The sequence below is a fragment of the Nostoc sp. LEGE 12454 genome (assembly GCF_056620565.1).
The window spans coordinates 14,685-32,151 of the sequence record NZ_JBWQXL010000026.1 but is presented as its reverse complement, the minus strand read 5'-3'; the positions used below and the strand labels follow the sequence as shown (position 1 = coordinate 32,151).

Annotated in this window: 13 protein-coding genes; 9 read left to right on the top strand and 4 right to left on the bottom strand. The window is 41.9% G+C overall.

Features of this window, described 5'->3' with window-relative positions:
• Positions 1 to 494 precede the first annotated feature (494 nt).
• Positions 495 to 2,915, top strand: coding sequence for a sucrose synthase (locus AC1F2U_RS23290; protein WP_480263255.1), 2,421 nt, complete (start codon positions 495 to 497; stop codon positions 2,913 to 2,915).
• A 74-nt stretch (positions 2,916 to 2,989) separates the two neighbouring features.
• Here the strand turns inward: AC1F2U_RS23290 and AC1F2U_RS23285 are convergent, their stop codons facing one another.
• Positions 2,990 to 3,544 (bottom strand): peptidoglycan-binding domain-containing protein, encoded by a 555-nt coding sequence (locus AC1F2U_RS23285; RefSeq protein ID WP_480263254.1) that lies wholly within the window; start codon positions 3,542 to 3,544, stop codon positions 2,990 to 2,992.
• Positions 3,545 to 4,267: 723 nt separating this feature from the next.
• A complete protein-coding gene (locus tag AC1F2U_RS23280; protein ID WP_480263253.1) occupies positions 4,268 to 4,984 on the bottom strand; it encodes an ROK family protein in 717 nt (238 codons plus the stop codon).
• Between the two features lie 452 nt (positions 4,985 to 5,436).
• Between AC1F2U_RS23280 and AC1F2U_RS23275 the strand changes: the two genes are divergently transcribed.
• Positions 5,437 to 5,940 (top strand): 2TM domain-containing protein, encoded by a 504-nt coding sequence (locus tag AC1F2U_RS23275; RefSeq protein WP_480263252.1) that lies wholly within the window; start codon positions 5,437 to 5,439, stop codon positions 5,938 to 5,940.
• Positions 5,941 to 6,180: 240 nt separating this feature from the next.
• Here the strand turns inward: AC1F2U_RS23275 and AC1F2U_RS23270 are convergent, their stop codons facing one another.
• Both AC1F2U_RS23270 and AC1F2U_RS23265 read right to left on the bottom strand, forming a co-directional pair.
• The gene (locus tag AC1F2U_RS23270; RefSeq protein ID WP_480263251.1) at positions 6,181 to 6,747 is read right to left on the bottom strand and encodes a phycobiliprotein lyase; all 567 of its coding nucleotides are present in this window, start codon (positions 6,745 to 6,747) and stop codon (positions 6,181 to 6,183) included.
• A gap of 75 nt (positions 6,748 to 6,822) precedes the next feature.
• Complete coding sequence (locus tag AC1F2U_RS23265; RefSeq protein ID WP_104905234.1) at positions 6,823 to 7,503, bottom strand: HEAT repeat domain-containing protein; 681 nt, start codon at positions 7,501 to 7,503, stop codon at positions 6,823 to 6,825.
• Between the two features lie 78 nt (positions 7,504 to 7,581).
• Here AC1F2U_RS23265 and AC1F2U_RS23260 point away from each other — a divergent pair, with 78 nt between their 5' ends.
• The 7 genes from AC1F2U_RS23260 (at position 7,582) to AC1F2U_RS23230 (ending at position 17,466) form a co-directional block, all read left to right on the top strand.
• Positions 7,582 to 7,704, top strand: coding sequence for a hypothetical protein (locus AC1F2U_RS23260; RefSeq protein ID WP_480263250.1), 123 nt, complete (start codon positions 7,582 to 7,584; stop codon positions 7,702 to 7,704).
• 333 nt (positions 7,705 to 8,037) lie between these two features.
• Positions 8,038 to 8,850, top strand: coding sequence for a hypothetical protein (locus AC1F2U_RS23255; protein ID WP_480263249.1), 813 nt, complete (start codon positions 8,038 to 8,040; stop codon positions 8,848 to 8,850).
• Positions 8,851 to 9,738: 888 nt separating this feature from the next.
• Positions 9,739 to 10,845 (top strand): 3-deoxy-7-phosphoheptulonate synthase, encoded by a 1,107-nt coding sequence (gene aroF, locus AC1F2U_RS23250; RefSeq protein WP_480263248.1) that lies wholly within the window; start codon positions 9,739 to 9,741, stop codon positions 10,843 to 10,845.
• Between the two features lie 76 nt (positions 10,846 to 10,921).
• A complete protein-coding gene (locus tag AC1F2U_RS23245; protein ID WP_480263247.1) occupies positions 10,922 to 12,625 on the top strand; it encodes an HAL/PAL/TAL family ammonia-lyase in 1,704 nt (567 codons plus the stop codon).
• A gap of 18 nt (positions 12,626 to 12,643) precedes the next feature.
• On the top strand, positions 12,644 to 14,059 hold the full coding sequence (locus AC1F2U_RS23240) for a cytochrome P450 (RefSeq protein WP_480263246.1): 1,416 nt from the start codon (positions 12,644 to 12,646) through the stop codon (positions 14,057 to 14,059).
• Between the two features lie 46 nt (positions 14,060 to 14,105).
• Positions 14,106 to 15,620 carry a class I adenylate-forming enzyme family protein gene (locus AC1F2U_RS23235; RefSeq protein ID WP_480263245.1) on the top strand — a complete coding sequence of 505 codons (1,515 nt, stop codon included), beginning with the start codon at positions 14,106 to 14,108 and terminating at the stop codon, positions 15,618 to 15,620.
• A gap of 49 nt (positions 15,621 to 15,669) precedes the next feature.
• Positions 15,670 to 17,466 (top strand): ScyA-related TPP-binding enzyme, encoded by a 1,797-nt coding sequence (locus AC1F2U_RS23230; protein WP_480263244.1) that lies wholly within the window; start codon positions 15,670 to 15,672, stop codon positions 17,464 to 17,466.
• Position 17,467: the final 1 nt, after the last annotated feature.

Below are 17,467 nucleotides of genomic sequence, written 5' to 3'. Positions count from 1 at the left end.
TGTAAATAATTATTGTTGGGATAAAGCAGAGGGCAGAGGGCAGGGAGCAGAGAGAAAAAGGGTTTAAGCCTTGTTTACTTTTATTCACACAGTTTGGTTTTATTGTGCCAACTTACTTAGTTAAATATTTTTCTTCTAGATGTATTGATAATCAAAATATACGCAAATAAATGATATAGTAAAGATTACATTAAGCAATTGAGGGCGTGATAATTTGTGCCCCAAATATTATTATGCAGTTATTTACTAACCTCTATCAAAAGAAATAAAAATTGTATTCCTTTAGTGAGATCCAAAAATAGTGGGTCATAGATACTTTAGGTAAAGAAGAACACGCTTTAAGTGTCGGCTGAAAAGTTGATACTTGTATGTACACAGGTAAATATAATTTATCTGTGTTGTTTCGTGTTTATATATGTCTAACAAAAGGTGGAGGCTTATTTGTCTCGCCTTGAAAGTTAACAATGCAAACATCGTCATTTAGTGGAGTTGCTATGTCTGAATTGCTTCAAGCAGTCTTAGATAGTGAAGAAAGAAGTGATTTACGTTCTTTTCTTAGTGAATTACGCCAAAAAGAAAAGAAGTACTTGTTGCGCAACGACATACTCAATGTATATGGTGAGTATTGCTCAAAGTCCCAGAAACCTGAGACTTTTTACACTTCCTCTGAGTTGGGAAAACTCATTTACTATACTCAGGAAATTATTCAGGAAGACTCAAACTTCTGTTTCATCATCCGTTCTAAGATTGCCAGCCAAGAAGTTTATCGCTTGACATCAGACTTGAGCGTTGAACCGATGACGGTGCAGGATTTGCTGGATTTGCGCGATCGCTTGGTGAACAAATATCATCCCAACGAAGGCGACCTGCTAGAATTGGACTTCGGCCCGTTTTATGACTACACCCCAGTCATCCGCGACCCCAAAAATATTGGTAAGGGAGTACAATTTCTCAACCGCTATCTATCCAGCCAAATTTTTCAAGACCCCAAAGAATTACTGGACAGCTTATTAAATTTCTTGCGCCTGCACCATTACAACGGCGTGCAACTGCTGCTTAACGATCGCATTCAATCACAGCAGCAACTTTCCGAGCAAGTTAAGAAAGCTATCGGTTTTGTCAATAATCGTCCCGATGATGAACCCTACGAACAATTCCGATTCCAATTGCAATCAATGGGTTTTGAACCCGGTTGGGGTAACACCGCAGCGCGAGTCCGGGAAACTTTAAATATTCTCGATGAATTGATTGATTCTGCCGATCCCCAGACCCTAGAAGCCTTCATTTCTCGTGTCCCGATGATTTTTAGAATCGTCTTGGTGTCAGCTCACGGTTGGTTTGGGCAAGAGGGAGTGTTGGGGCGTCCCGATACTGGCGGTCAGGTAGTTTACGTCCTTGACCAGGCAAAGAGTTTAGAGAAGCAGTTACAAGAAGATGTCCTGCTTGCGGGTTTAGAGAAATTGAATGTCGAGCCAAAGGTAATTATTCTCACCCGCTTGATTCCCAATAGTGATGGAACCCTTTGTAATCAACGGCTAGAAAAAGTCCACGGGACTGAAAATGCCTGGATTTTGCGAGTTCCTTTACGGGAATTTAATCCTAATATGACTCAAAACTGGATTTCCCGGTTTGAGTTTTGGCCTTATCTAGAAACTTTCGCCATTGATTCCGAAAGAGAACTACGGGCAGAATTTCACGGCACGCCTGACTTAATAGTTGGAAACTATACTGATGGAAATTTAGTAGCATTCTTGCTGGCGCGACGGCTGAAAGTTACCCAATGCAATGTTGCCCATGCTTTGGAAAAATCTAAATACTTATTCAGTAACCTTTACTGGCAAGAATTAGAGGATAAATATCATTTTTCATTGCAATTCACAGCTGACTTGATTGCAATGAATGCTGCCAATTTTGTTGTCAGCAGCACCTACCAAGAAATTGTCGGAACACCCGATAGTGTGGGACAATACGAGTCTTATAAGTGCTTCACTATGCCGGAGTTGTACCATGTGACCAATGGCATTGAATTATTTAGTCCCAAATTTAATGTCGTACCGCCTGGAGTAAACGAAAATAATTACTTCCCCTACACCCGAACTAAAGACCGAGTAGAGAGCGATCGCCAACGCCTTGCAGAAACACTCTTTACTCTGGAAGACCCCACGCAAATCTTTGGCAAACTCGACGATCCTAACAAGCGTCCTCTCTTCTCAATGGCGCGTCTTGACCACATCAAAAACCTCACAGGTTTAGCTGAGTGTTATGGTCAAAGTAAAGAATTACAGGAGCATTGCAACTTAATTTTGGTGGCGGGTAAATTGCGCGTCGAAGAATCAGGCGACAACGAAGAACGTGACGAAATTATCAAGCTTTACCAAATAATTGACGAGTACAATCTCCACGGCAAGATTCGTTGGTTGGGTGTGCGCCTGACTAAAACTGATTCTGGTGAAATTTACCGAGTCATTGCCGATCGTCAAGGTATTTTTGTACAACCAGCTTTATTTGAAGCTTTTGGGTTGACAATTTTAGAATCGATGGTTTCAGGATTACCGACTTTTGCCACACAGTTTGGTGGGCCACTGGAGATTATTCAAAATAAGGTTAATGGCTTTTTGATTAACCCAACGAATTTAGAAGAGACAGCAACCAAAATTGTCGATTTCATCACTAAATGCGAACAAAATCCTAACTATTGGAGTGAAATTTCCCAGCGAGGAATTGACCGAGTTTATAGTACTTATACTTGGAAAATTCATACTAGCAAGCTATTATCATTAGCACGGATTTATGGCTTCTGGAACTTTACTTCCAAGGAAAATCGGGAAGATTTATTGCGCTATATTGAGGCTTTGTTCTATTTAATTTACAAGCCAAGAGCGCAACAGCTATTAGAGCAGCATAAACACCGTTAGTTTGTCATTTGTCATTTGTCATTTGTCATTAGCTAAAGACTAAAGACAAATGACTAAGGACAATAGACAAATAACTAAATTGTCAACGCACTCCAAGTTCGTTGGCCAACTACTCCATCTACACCTAAATTTTGCTGGTTTTGAAAGGCTTTGACAGCAGTCTCTGTTAGTGCGCCAAAAATCCCATCCACTCTCACAGCATAACCGTTAGACACTAATAACTGTTGTAACGCTCTGACAGCAATACCAGAACTACCGAAATAAAGAGTCGGTAGGGGTTGGCTACTAAACTTCTGAAACCTTCCTGTAGCCTTTGTACGGACTTTACCTACAGACTGAAAAGACTTCTTAGGCTTACCTAAGTTAGAAGAAACTAGTCCCAGATTCTTTTTGTTGATTTTCTGAAGTATGTGTTCTTTTTCTAGTTTTAGCGCTGAGAGAGAAGCCTGGGAAATCTCATCTGTCTGCATAAATTCAGGTGGCGTAACTTTAGCAGCTATCTCTAACTGACTCTGTTTTGACTGGTTTACGTCATTTTCCATCTGAAATAATTGCTGCTGTGGCAAATTGGTTCCAGATGCTTGTCTTATTGTTAACACGCCCGTCATCATCAGGCCAATTTCATTCATTTTAGTTTACTTCAACCAATATTTCTTTTAACCAACATTTGCTGTCCAGGATAGTACATACTCACCAAATAAAAAGTCATGTACTAATTTTTCCAGATAATATTTTCATGTTCATATTTGCTCACCCCCGATTGCATTTAATCAGATTAATATCATTAATCAAGCCATCAAGTTATCAGACATACTATCTAAATCAATGGTTTAGACAATAACATACTATACGATCGCCAGGGAATGCCATCAAACAAATTTACCTAGTTATATTTAGCTCGTGTTTGGTATGGTGATGTTGCTTTTATCATGTTTATACTGCCAGTAAAAATACTACTGAATTCATTGAGGTAGTTTTTAACTATTGATTAAAAGCTCTTAATTTCAAATACTTTTTCTATTTTACAGGGAGAGTAATAAACTTTTTATCGATCGCAACTTATGTCGCTCTTTCAATCTATTCTCGGAAAGCGCACACTTTCACCTCAAAAGAATGAAACCGCACAACCTTGTTGTACGGTATGGAATTTGAGTTAAAGTTTAGATACTACATGAAAAAATTACACAGGGGCACTGAACATAATGTTTGTGCAATTCTCTTGTCTAATCTGTGTTAATTTTTATATCATTTTGAAACTTTGAGAAAGAATGCACCTTAATCAAAAAGTGTGTAGGCGTAGGTTGCCCTAAGATATCGCTTAGTACTCTCAGTTATGGATATTGAAAACCTTTTTACTTTTTATCATCTCGCCACAAAGCAATACCGCCTAATAAACCAGTGATATTGGGGATGAGTTTGACATTTAACGGTAGCTGTAAATTCACTTTCACAGCTTCACCACCACCAATGTAAAGGTAATCATAATTAAACAGATGTTGCAAAGATGCGATCGCTTTTTCTAAACGCCTATTCCATCTTTTCTCACCAATTTTTTCTAACTCTGCACGCCCCAACTGCTGCTCAAAAGTTTCTCCTTTACGAAACGGATGATGCCCCATTTCCATATTTGGTACTAGCTTACCATCTACAAATAAAGCCGAACCAAACCCTGTACCCAGAGTAATCACTAATTCGACACCTTTACCTGCGATCGCCCCAAATCCCTGCATATCTGCATCATTAATCACTCGTACAGGCTTGTTTAAGTGTTTTAATAATGCTGTTTCCAAATCAAATCCGATCCAATCTGGATGTAAGTTTACCGCTGTCTCCGTGACTCCAGCCCGCACCACACCCGGAAAACCGACCGAAACGCGATGAAATTCACCTTGAGCGGCGGCTAAAACTACAATTGCATTAATTACAACCTCCGGTGTCGCAGGTTGAGGTGTATCTAAACGCGCTCTTTCCGTTACAGGATGCCCCGTAATATCCAAAACCATAGCCTTAACGCCACTACCGCCAATATCAACTGATAGGGTACGAATCGATCCATTTTCTTCAACCATTGAGTTACATCCTTGTTAATGCTTGTTATTTCGTTATTAATTATGCTCTGCTGCATTTGATAATATCTTGGATGTTTGGAGAGTCTTTATATTGGTGGGGAGCAGGGGAGCATACTTCGACTGCGCTCAGTAACCGGGGGAGCAGGGGAGCAGGGGAGCAACACTTCTCTACGAGACGCTGCGCGAACGGCTACGCTCTGTTACGCAGGAGAAGTTGCAGTAAGTTTTTCCCCTCTGCCCCTCTGCCCCTCCGCCCCTCCGCCCCTCCGCCCCTCTGCCCCTCTGCCCCTCTGCCCCTTTACCCTATGCCCAAAGTTAAAAATCCCATACATTCGATGCCGGACAGCATCTAGATTTGTTAATCTAAGAATAATGGAAATAGTACTAGCGTAGCTGCTTAACAATCTATCGGGCAGCAAATTTCTATTAAAAGTAATATAAGAGAAAAAATTATGACGGCGTTTGAACCTCAAAGCATCCGCTCGTATAGCCAAGAAGATGTTCAACAAATTCTGCACTTAGCGATCGCTCGTCAAGCAGATGATAAAGACACAGAATTTTCTTATGAGCATATATTAGAAATTGCTGCTGAGTTAGAAATTTCACCTGAGTCTTTAAAATTAGCAGAACGCGATTGGGTATTACAACAGGGTCAAGTTCAACAACGAAAAGCTTTTGACGCCTACCGCATCAGGAGATTTCAGAAGCGTTTAAGCAAATATGCAATTTCCAATGGCTTTTTTATACTGCTTGATTTAATTACTGGTGGCGGAATTTCTTGGTCGCTGTACATTTTACTATTCTGCGGATTGCCTGTAGCGCTTGATGTCTGGAATACCTTTCAAATCAAAGGCGAAGAGTATGAAATGGCATTCCAAAAATGGAGTCGCAACCATCAGATTAAGAAAACCATCAGCACAGTTTTGAATAAGTGGTTTAAGGTATTACAGGCTTAATCAAAACTTTTTCTAACCCTAACCTATCTCTACTTAATTCCCCCCAGAAACCTACGGTGTACACAGAAGTCTGAAATAGCTGATTAACCAGGGTTTTACCCCACCCTAACCCTCCCTGATGCATTGGGGAGGGAACTAGATTTTCCGGCTTCCCCCCAATGCATCGGGGGGATTGAGGGGGATAATTTGACTTGTGCGTACACCGTAGCCCAGAAGCAGGGGGAATATTTTGCGATCGAACTAACTAGATACTGAATTAGCCGCCTCAGAAGCCTTCTGGGCGGGTGGAAAACCGCCCATACGAATCTCAGAAGTAAAGGAAGTGATACTAAATCCACCAAAACTCTTGAGGACATTTACCCGCATTCGCAAATTGGGGCTAGCAAACCACAGCCGTTCCTCTGAGAATATGGTTTCATCCTCTGTAGTTAGAATCAAAGCACCATCGCTGTCAAATTTATAGCGTCCGGCAACTGGAGTTTTATTGGCATCAACTATTTCTCTCAGTAACCTGCCTTGGGTCGAATTATCCGCATCAGGTACCGAAATTAACACAGTTGAACCAGTGTGCTTTGCTTGATCCTTGTCCATTGTGCCGTTCCAGGTAATTTTGGTAGCACAGGAAGCAGAACTAGGATTAATGTTGTAACTTTGACACAGCTTGATAACTTCTGGATGATTTAATGCCAGCGCCTCAATGATGATATCTGACTTGCTATGTTCCGATTGGTTAAAAGCCAAATGTTGACTAGTACGATGAGAAAACCATTTACCAGTACTTAACTGAAAAAACTCTTCAATATTCATGAATGAAATTACCCTGCATCAAAATGCTAAAATTCCCACTTAATTATTATTAAAAGGTAGCAGGAAGCTTTAATATTAAGCTTGATTGCCTATTTCCTCAAGCTTCTTGAGGCCAATTCTGGCTGCTTCAGCAACGTTGAAATGATTGTCTTTTTCCAAGTATTTTAAAGCTGAGACACTCTTGGGAGTGGGAAGATTTCCCAAGGCTTCTGCCAAACGCTGCCTGACTAACCAATCATCTGATTGGGCGAAGCGCAGGATCTTATCTACAGACTCGATGTCTTGAATTTCTCCCAGTGCAGAGATTGCAGCTTGTTGTAACACCACTTCTTTGCTATCTAATGCCTGAATAAGAATTTGATGGGCACGGGGGTCTTTTATATTACCTAGAGAAACAGCTGCACTAAAACGTACTAGCCAATCAGTATCTTCATAAAATGCCCGTGAAAGCACCTCAAAAGCTCTGGCATCACCCAAATATCCTAAAGCCCCAGCGGCATCAGCGCGTATACCATAATCAGGATCGTTTTCGAGAATTTTTACCAAAATAGAATAACATTCTGGTGTTGGCTTGATTCCCAGAGCAAATATTGCCATTGATCGCAATTGCAAAGATTCATCGTCTAGTACCTTTTTAATCAAAGGGACTGCATCCTCAGCCGCAACATGACGCAGATTAGCAAGGGCTACCATGCGATCGCGTAAATTCGGACTTTCTAGCTGAGTAGAAATTTCTTGTAAGCTTAGAGCTGCCATTTAGTTCAAAGCGTTTTCTTTACTTATCTTAATTTACCCGATCTGTTCATCACGCTGTCGCCCTACTGAAGTAGGAGTTTGGCGACTTTACAAAATGGCTCAACTATGAATAAAAAAGCGATCGCCCTTACACCAGTGAAGAAAGTCGGTGTAAAGCGTCTGCCAATTGGGAAAATCACCCACATCCATACCCCTCTCTAAGAAAAGGCGTACTTGCCAATTCGTTTAAGAAATATTAAGTACATCTCCATCGTGAATTGGTACGAGTAGTTCTGCGTAGGCGTAGCCCGTCGTAGACATCGCCAAAAAGCCGCAAAACTGGCGAATAACAACACATTAGCGTTTTTAAAATGGTATTTGGGGTAGTAATCGATTATGTACTTTTGTAAAGATATAACAAGAAGATGCGTAAAGTTATTAGCTTGACCTGAGTAACTTAATACAAGTTCGCTTAAACATAAAATCACAAACCTAAAAAACTGCTTTGCAAAAATATCTCTGAGAAAAATACAAATGCTAGCAGAAATGAATTATATGAAAATTAGTACGCATGAGTCAACAGATTTTCCTATAGAAATCCAAGTAATACCTACACAGTCAGAAAAAATTATTGACCAGTCTTCAGTACCTAAGAGCAAGTCAGACTTTGAGAGTAAAGAGGAAAAACAACAACGTTTAGCTATTCTAGCAGAAGACACACGACGTAGGCTGAAACGAAGTGCTATGGACATTTATTGTATTGGCGTCAACTTGTTAGAAGCTCAAAAAATTACCGAACATGGCGAGTTTCTACCTTGGCTGCGACAGGAGTTTGGAATGGGAAAAACTTCAGCCTATGAGTTTATTCACGTTGCTAGAGCATTTGAGTCCAAAATTCCGATTATCGGAAATTTGATTAATGGCATTACTCCTACTGCTCTTTATAAACTGGCTGCTCCTAGTACGTCTGAAGCGGCTAGAGATGAAGCAATAAAAATTTTGAAAACAGGCGAAGTAGTCGATCCAGAGGTTGCTAAAAATCTCATCAAAAAATATAAAACTTCTAAAATAGTAAAGGAACAGCAACAAAAAGTTTCTTCAGTTAGTCAGCAGATGGATACAAATCAAGTAGAGCAATTAGTCTTACCCAAAACTGAGGTTTCTAGCATTGAACAAACAACCACTAATCATCTGCCACTTTCTTCTCCACTTCAAGAAAATGAACTGCGAAAATTGGTGGCAGAGCGTGATATTTATAAATCACAACTAGAAGCACTACAAATAAAAAATCAGAAACTTAAGCAAGATATTGTAAAACTTCGTTCAGAACTAACTTTATTACAAACTAGTAAAGCTAGCAGTAGTTAGAGGAGTTTCTGATACTTGTCATAAGAAGTACTGAATTCTTGAGCTAACTTTCATCTATTAGAATCAATAGATATATTCGAAAATTAAATATGCGTTCTCCATAAACCTTGTAGAGACGTAGCATTGCTACATCTCTACATTTATTTATATTCATATTTATGATCTGCTTGTTTGAAGCTTACGATTATAAATCTTTGCCAGAAATGAGTGAGTTTATAATTTATACAGCCCCTGATTTTTTGATATTAAAACGTCTTCTAAAGTGCCATTCACGATTTTACAATCTCTTCTATTACTAGCATTTAGCAAGCCTCTGTACATCTACCTTTTCTTTAAAAATATATTTTTGCTAAATTCCTAACCTGGAAAAGTTATCCAGTTGTAGATTTGCAAAAAAAAATTAACAAGCTCAAATAATTAAGAAAAAAGAAATATTTAAAATAGATTTATGGATGGTAAATAAAACAATGTACGGAAAATTATAAAAATAAAAAACAAAAATAAAAATGCTTGCTTTTTTTTGAAAAAACTGGTAAATATAAAACCAAGCAGCACACTACTAAAAAACTTAGTGTTTTTAGATTTAGAGGCATTGGCAATTAGTTTGGTAGATCGTGCTGCAAAAATTAATACAAGATAAATTTCAATAACTAGCCGTAGAATCGAGAAGCTTTTACGATGAAAACTTTGGAATTTAGCAATACATATCGGAGATATTTTGGATAATTACTTCGATTAATTCTAACCAAATAGAAAGTTTCTAGGATCTTGCATAAAACTCAAATAATAGACTGATTGTTATTTGAAGGGTTAAACAAACAATAAACAACATTCTTAAGCTTAGGCATCACAACTCAATTAATAGTTGCAATTAGGAGATTGAAAGCAATGATTATAGTTATGAAATTAGGTACGCCATCAACAGAGATCGAGCGTGTTGTTAAAGAAATCAGTCATCATGAAATTACCCCAGAGGTATGCCAAGGTCAACACAAAACAGTAATTGGCTTAGTTGGTGAAACGGCGGAAATTGACACTAGGCAGATTCAAAATCTTAGCCTTTTTATCGAGCAGGTTATCCGAGTAAAAAAACCGTTTAAACGTGCTTCTTTAGAATTCCGTTATGGAGAACATAGTGAAGTGGTTGTACCCACACCTAATGGAGCTGTTACCTTTGGCCAAACCCATCCTTTAGTTGTAGTTGCTGGGCCATGTTCTGTTGAAAACGAGGAAATGATTGTTGAAACAGCACAGATAGTAAAAGCAGCAGGAGCACAGTTTCTACGAGGTGGGGCGTACAAACCTCGAACTTCACCTTATGCATTCCAAGGACATGGCGAAAGCGCATTAGGTTTGTTAGCAAAAGCTCGCGAAGCTACTGGTTTAGGTATTATCACAGAAGTTATGGATGCAGCTGATTTAGACAAGGTAGTTCAAGTTGCAGATATAATCCAAATTGGCGCTCGTAATATGCAAAATTTCTCCCTATTGAAGAAAGTAGGCGCTACTGGTAAGGCAGTGTTATTGAAGCGGGGACTCTCAGCCACAATTGAAGATTGGTTGATGTCAGCTGAATATATTTTGGCAGCAGGTAATCCCAATGTAATTTTGTGTGAGCGGGGAATTCGCACCTTTGACCGACAGTATACACGGAATACCCTTGATATATCTGCAATCCCTGTCTTGCGGACTTTGACTCACTTACCAATTATGATTGACCCTAGCCACGCCACCGGGAAATCAGAGTTTGTCCAACCGATGACCTTGGGAGCGATCGCAGCTGGTGCAGATTCTTTAATGATTGAAGTTCACCCTAACCCAGCTAAGGCTCTTTCAGATGGCCCTCAATCTTTAACACCGGAAGCATTTGAAGACTTAATGCTAGAAATGGCTTCTTTAGCTAAGTTCTTTGGTCGTTGGTCTAAACAACATAGCCCCACCGTTACCCCCAAGTTTGCTGCACGAGTTTCTGCCACCGCCAGTAGTGCTTTATAAGCGTGCCATTTCCCTGCCAACTAGGACATCCAATCAGTCCATCATCCGTGCAATCTAAATAATAATTGGAAGTTCAATGAATACAACATCACTCAACAAAAACAAGACCTTTCATTCTTCAGCAATTTCTCTGGGAAATTCCAGTAAAACTGTAGTTGTAGGCAACCAAGACCTAACGATAGATGAAGTAGCTAGTGTGTCCCGTCATGGTGTTCAAGTACGCCTAACCGATAATCGAGATGTTGTCCAAGGAGTTCAAGCATCGTGTGATTACATTAGTGATGCTGTGGAATCTGGTCAACCAATTTATGGCGTGACAAGTGGTTTTGGTGGCATGGCCAATGTTGTCATTTCCCCTGAATCTGCGGCACTGCTCCAGAACAACCTAATTTGGTATCACAAAACCGGAGCCGGACAAAAATTACCGCTAGCTGATGTCCGGGCTGCCATGCTTTTGCGTGCTAACTCCCACTTGTATGGTGCATCTGGTATTCGTCTAGAACTCATCCAGCGTATGGAAACTTTCTTAAATGCTGGTGTCACACCCCATGTATATGAATTTGGATCTATTGGTGCAAGCGGTGATTTAGTGCCTTTATCCTACATTACTGGGGCATTGGTTGGTTTAGACCGCTGTTATACTGTTGACTTTAACGGCGAAGAAATCGATGCGCCGACAGTGTTGAGTCATCTGGGTTTAGAGCCATTGCAATTACTTCCTAAAGAAGGGTTGGCAATGATGAATGGCACCTCAGTCATGACAGGTATTGCTGCCAATTGTGTCTACGACACCAGAGTTTTATTAGCTCTCTCAATGGGGGCACATGCCCTAGCAATTCAAGGTTTGAATGGTACCAATCAATCATTCCACCCATTTATTCATCAACTCAAACCACATTCAGGGCAAAAATGGGCTGCGAACCAAATGCTGAACCTACTAGCAGGTTCACGCTTAGTCCGCGAAGAACTAGATGGTTCTCACAACTATCGGGGTGGAGATCCAATTCAAGACCGTTATTCACTACGCTGCTTACCACAATATATGGGGCCGATTGTAGATGGGATTGAACAAATTAAAAAACAAATCGAAGTAGAAATGAATTCTGTCACCGACAACCCGCTGATCGATGTTGAGAACCAAGTTAGCTATCATGGCGGTAATTTTTTAGGGCAGTACATCGGTGTAGGAATGGATCAGCTGCGCTACTATATTGGGTTGTTGGCTAAACATTTGGATGTGCAAATAGCCTACCTGGTAGCGCCAGAATTTAATAATGGACTCCCAGCATCTTTAGTGGGGAACGGAGAGCGCAGTGTCAACATGGGGCTAAAAGGTCTGCAAATATCTGGAAACTCCATCATGCCATTGTTAACCTTCTATGGAAATTCGATCGCAGACAGATTTCCTACCCATGCCGAACAATTTAACCAAAATATCAACAGCCAAGGTTTTGCTTCTGCAAACTTAGCGCGTAGGTCAGTAGATACCTTCCAACAGTATATGGCGATCGCTTTGATATTTGGGGTACAAGCGGCTGATTTACGCACCTACTTAGTTGCAGACCATTATGATGCCCGTGCTTGTTTGTCTCCCGCTACCAGAGATTTATATATGGCAGTGCGCGATGTCATCGGACAACCAGCCTCACCTGACCGTCCTTATATCTGGAACGACCACGAACAACCTCTTGACGAACATATTGCCCGGATTAGTGCAGATATCGCATCTGGTGGGCAGATTGTGCAAGCAATTCAAGATATTTTGTCAAGTTTCAATTAAATCTTGAGGACAGTTCAGATGCACAAACAGAGTATTTTACCAAGTATCAGCAAAGCTCCTCCAGGCCCTATCGGCTACCCGATTATAGGCAACCTCCCGCAAATGTTGCGGAATCCACTACAGTTTCTAACTAATGCCGTACAGGAGTATGGCGAAGTAGTCCACCTGGGGGCAATGGGGCCTCAACAGCTTTATTTAGTCTCTCACCCAGATCATCTGAAATACATCCTGCAAGAAAATAGCCGTAACTACATTAAAGGCGAAAACTTTAAGTCTATTAAGCAGGTAATCGGTAATGGTCTGGCAGTCGCCGAGGGTGACACTTGGCGGCGCGAACGCCGCTTGATGCAACCAACCTTTCATCGCCATCGGGTTGGAGCATTAGTCACCTTTATGACTAAAACCATTAGCCAAATGCTAGATAACTGGAGCAGCATCGGCTCAGACAAACCCCTAGATGTGTTTGCACAGATGATGCAACTAGCGCAGAATATCCTCGTCAAGAGTTTGTTGAGCATTAATTCTGAAGACGAAATTAGCGAGATGAATCAAGCATGGGATACTGCTTACGAGTATCTTAGTAGTCAACTATGGGCAGTGTTCAAGCTACCTCTATGGGTACCCACGCCGAAAAACCGCGCCTTTGTGCAAGCGATGGGAACACTGGATAGAATCGTCTATCGGATCATTCGCTCCCGTCGGGAAAACAGTAATAGTCCTGACGACCTGCTCTCTATGCTGATGGATACTTACGATGAAGAGTCTGGTCAGGGAATGAGTGATGAGCAACTGCGCGATGAGATTATGACCATCTTTACCGGTGGATTTGAAACCTCAGCAGCTGTACTTGCATGGACTTGGTACTTGCTTTCTCTTCACCCTAACGTCGAAAGTCGGCTCCAAGATGAACTCAAGAGTGTTTTAAATGGGCGTACCCCGACTCTTGAAGATTTACCAAACCTGAAATATACCAGGATGGTACTCGAAGAATCGATGCGGCTTTATCCTGGTGCATGGGTTTATACTCGTACTAACTTACAGGCCGACGAGATTGGAGGCTATCACATACCAGCTAACTCTGTGATCATGATTAGCCCTTATGTCACCCATCGCCTACCAGCTTTTTGGGAGAATCCCGAAGACTTTGACCCTGAGCGCTTCACAAAAGAACAAGCTGCTGCGCGTCCCCGCTATGCTTACTACCCCTTCGGCGGCGGGCCACGCCAATGCATAGGTGAGATATTTGCAATGACTGAAATGCAGTTGATAGTTGCGATGGTAGCTCAAAAATATCGGCTGCACCTAGTACCTGGACATCCAGTTGAGGAGGAGCCAATGTTTACATTACGTCCCCGCCACGGCATCCTCATGACATTGGAACCACAAATCAGTTTTGGTGATGTCTACCAACCTGAGATTCAGAAGACGTTTTAACTTAATTTGCTGTCATAGGTAGCTTTTAAAGTGAGTCTTTTTCATTATGAACATCACACATCATGTAGAGCGCGGTCATCTGTTATTTCCTGACAAAATCGCCCTGATTTTTGAGGATAAATCTTTAACCTACAAACAGCTTAATCTGTTAGCAAATCGCGTGGCTAATGGTTTACGGGGATTGGGAGTTAAAAAAGGCGATCGCGTAGCCTTGTTTTTGCCGAATATTCCAGAGTTCATTATTTCTTATCTTGGCATTCTCAAAATTGGTGCTATTGTTGTCTCAGTCAATGTAATGCTCAAAAGTGCTGAAGTCAGCTATATTCTCAACGATTGTGCTGCCAAGGTAGTAATTACAACAGAAACTCAAAGTGAGCAGGTGCTAGAGGCAGACTTACCCGAACTGCAACATATTTTGATTGCAGAAGGTACAGCTAGCAAGGGAATTAGTTTAACGCAACTAATAGAAAACGCTTCCGGGGAAGGATGTGCTGTCGAAATGGATCGCCACGCTCCAGCTTGCATCGTTTACACATCAGGCACAACAGGTTTCCCTAAAGGAGCCACCCTTTCTCACGGCAATGTGATTTCCAATATGTATTCCCACAACCGTTGTTGTGGAATGCGACCGGATGACCGATTGCTGCTGTACTTACCACTATTTCATTGCTTTGGCCAAAACGCGATTCTCAATGCTGGATTCAACGTTTGTGCCACTATTATCCTGCAACGCCGATTTAAGCTTGAGCAAGTTCTGGACACCATTGCTACTGAAAAAGTCACTATGTTCTTTGGGGTACCCACAATCTACTTAAATCTGCTAAACAGTTCTTTTTCCCACCTCCAAAGCATCCGCTATTACTTTTCGGCTGCTGCTCCTATGCCCGTTGAAGTTGCAAAGATTTGGCAGGATAAATATGGACTCGTCATTCATGAAGGGTATGGTTTAACTGAAACATCACCATGTTCTTGTTATAACCACGATCTTAAATATAAATTCGGTTCAATTGGGATGCCAATTGAAAATGTGGAAATGAAGATTGTTGATAGCGATGGTCATCAAGTAGAACCAGGGGAGTTGGGAGAAATAGTTATCAAAGGGCCAAACGTCATGCTTGGGTATTGGAATCGCCCATTTGAAACTGCCCAAGTCATTAAAAATGGTTGGTTCCATACTGGCGACATTGGTCGGATGGATTCAGATGGCTTTTTCTACATCGTCGATCGCTTAAAAGATATGGTCAATATTTCTGGATTTAAGGTCTATCCAACTGAAGTAGAAAATGTTATTTATCAACATCCGGCGGTAGCTGAATGCGCAGTATATGGAGTTCCAGATGCGCTCAAAGGTGAGATAGTCAAGGCAAACATCGTACTTAAGGCTGGTCACGCAGTTACAGAAAAACAAATCATTGAATTCTGTTCTCGTAGGATAGCAATTTATAAAGTTCCCCATATTATTCAATTTGTAGATTCGCTTCCTAAAAACCCAACTGGTAAAGTCCTCAAGCGATTTTTAAGTCAGAAATCAATTCCTCAATACGCTACTGTTACCGTCTGAATCAGAAATTTAGCCAAGTACTCAAAAAACCTAACAAGAGGTTCATTCAATGCAACACACTGATGTTAAATCCGATCGCATCTCAGGGCAAAAATCATCTGGATCTACTATTTTCGCGCAACCCCCAGGCTCCTTAGTGGTATCGTCTCATGAAAAATCTAGCCAATCAGAGCCAAAGCTGACAGTTGCAGACACTGTGGTCAAAATGCTGGAAGATTTGGGAGTACGCCATGCCTTTGGCGTCTCTGGAGGAGCGATCGCTTCCCTGTGGGCAAGTCTGGAACACAGCGCCATTGAGGTGCTTCACTTCCGCCACGAAACTGGAGCAGGTTTTGCAGCCATTGAGTCCTACTTTGCAAATAACCGCCCTGTAGTTGTGTTTACCACCACTGGTCCAGGCATTACCAATACGCTGACTGGATTGTTCGCGGCACGCTGGGAGGGTGCGAAGGTGATTTTCTTATCACCTGCAACCTCAGCACCACAGCGCGGACGGTGGGCTTTCCAAGAAACCAGTAGCTACACAATGCCCAGTGAAGTTTTTTGTAGTTCTGGATCGTTGTTTCACTATGCTACCAGCATTGAGTCTGGTGAAGAACTGCCAGAGATTGCCCGCCGACTTGCTGCTGGTTTAGCACGACCGGGTGGATTTGTGGCTCATCTGAGTGTTCCCACAACCATCCAATCAAGCTTGCTCAAGGCATCGTTACCTCGCGTGACTTTCTCGCAAACTCTGACAACTGCTGGGGAGGATGCGATCGCCAAGTCTGTACAGTTACTCTCTGAAGGACCTTTTGCCATCTGGGTTGGTTTTGGTGCTAGAGGTGCAGCAGAAGAAATCCGCCAACTTGCCGAAAGAACCGGATCTGCGGTGATGTCTTCGCCGCGTGGTAAGGGTATCTTTCCTGAAAATCATCCTCAGTATTTGGGCGTGACAGGCTTTGGCGGACATAACTCAGTTGTGAAATACATGCAGGACGTAAGTCCTGGGCGTATATTGGTTTTAGGAACCAGGCTTGGTGAATTTACCTCGTTCTGGAGTCCGGCGATGGTGCCAAAGAAAGGATTTGTGCATGTAGACATCGACCCAGAAGTACCAGGAACTGCTTATCCAGCTGTCGAGACTTTCTCTATCCAGTCGGATGTGCAAGTCTTCGTTAAGGCCCTACTCAAGTACTTTCCTAATCGTCCCGGTGACTGCCCTGTACTGCCTAATCCCCAGCGAGTGGCACTTCTACCCCAAGCTGAAGGTGCGGTGCGTCCTGACGTGCTGATGGATACGATTCAGCGGGTATTTGTCGAGAAAAGTGATGCAGTGGTGATGACCGAAGCAGGTAACTCCTTTGCTTGGGGAACCCACACGCTGCGATTTACTAAACCAGGTCGCTACCGGGTCAGTACCGGATTTGGCTCAATGGGACATGCCGCCACGGGTATCTTGGGTGCTGCCTTAGCACAAAATAATAAAGCTGTCGCCATTCTTGGGGATGGTGCCATGCTGATGAATAGCGAAGTCAGCACCGCCGTCAAATATCAGATTCCCGCCGTCTGGATTGTTCTGAATGACTCACGCTACAACATGTGTAGTCAAGGTATGGCGTTATTGGGATTCAAGGGTGTAGACACTCAGATGTCCCCAGTGGATTTTGTGGCGATCGCTCGGGGAATGGGAGCTGACGGCATCCGTGTTGAAAGCGAAATTGACCTCCAGGCTGTACTAGAGAAAGCACTTGCTTCTAAGATACCGTTTGTTGTTGATGTGATTATCGACCCAACACAAACTGCACCCTTTGGCAGCCGTATTCAGAGTCTGATTGAACAAGGCGCTAAAGAAACAAATAAGTAAT

Coding starts and splice junctions, on each gene's coding strand:
- AC1F2U_RS23290 (WP_480263255.1), top strand. CDS start 495: ATGTCTGAATTGCTTCAAGCAGTCTTAGATAGTGAAGAAAGAAGTGAT.
- AC1F2U_RS23285 (WP_480263254.1), bottom strand. CDS start 3,544: ATGAATGAAATTGGCCTGATGATGACGGGCGTGTTAACAATAAGACAA.
- AC1F2U_RS23280 (WP_480263253.1), bottom strand. CDS start 4,984: ATGGTTGAAGAAAATGGATCGATTCGTACCCTATCAGTTGATATTGGC.
- AC1F2U_RS23275 (WP_480263252.1), top strand. CDS start 5,437: ATGACGGCGTTTGAACCTCAAAGCATCCGCTCGTATAGCCAAGAAGAT.
- AC1F2U_RS23270 (WP_480263251.1), bottom strand. CDS start 6,747: ATGAATATTGAAGAGTTTTTTCAGTTAAGTACTGGTAAATGGTTTTCT.
- AC1F2U_RS23265 (WP_104905234.1), bottom strand. CDS start 7,503: ATGGCAGCTCTAAGCTTACAAGAAATTTCTACTCAGCTAGAAAGTCCG.
- AC1F2U_RS23255 (WP_480263249.1), top strand. CDS start 8,038: ATGAAAATTAGTACGCATGAGTCAACAGATTTTCCTATAGAAATCCAA.
- aroF (WP_480263248.1), top strand. CDS start 9,739: ATGATTATAGTTATGAAATTAGGTACGCCATCAACAGAGATCGAGCGT.
- AC1F2U_RS23245 (WP_480263247.1), top strand. CDS start 10,922: ATGAATACAACATCACTCAACAAAAACAAGACCTTTCATTCTTCAGCA.
- AC1F2U_RS23240 (WP_480263246.1), top strand. CDS start 12,644: ATGCACAAACAGAGTATTTTACCAAGTATCAGCAAAGCTCCTCCAGGC.
- AC1F2U_RS23235 (WP_480263245.1), top strand. CDS start 14,106: ATGAACATCACACATCATGTAGAGCGCGGTCATCTGTTATTTCCTGAC.
- AC1F2U_RS23230 (WP_480263244.1), top strand. CDS start 15,670: ATGCAACACACTGATGTTAAATCCGATCGCATCTCAGGGCAAAAATCA.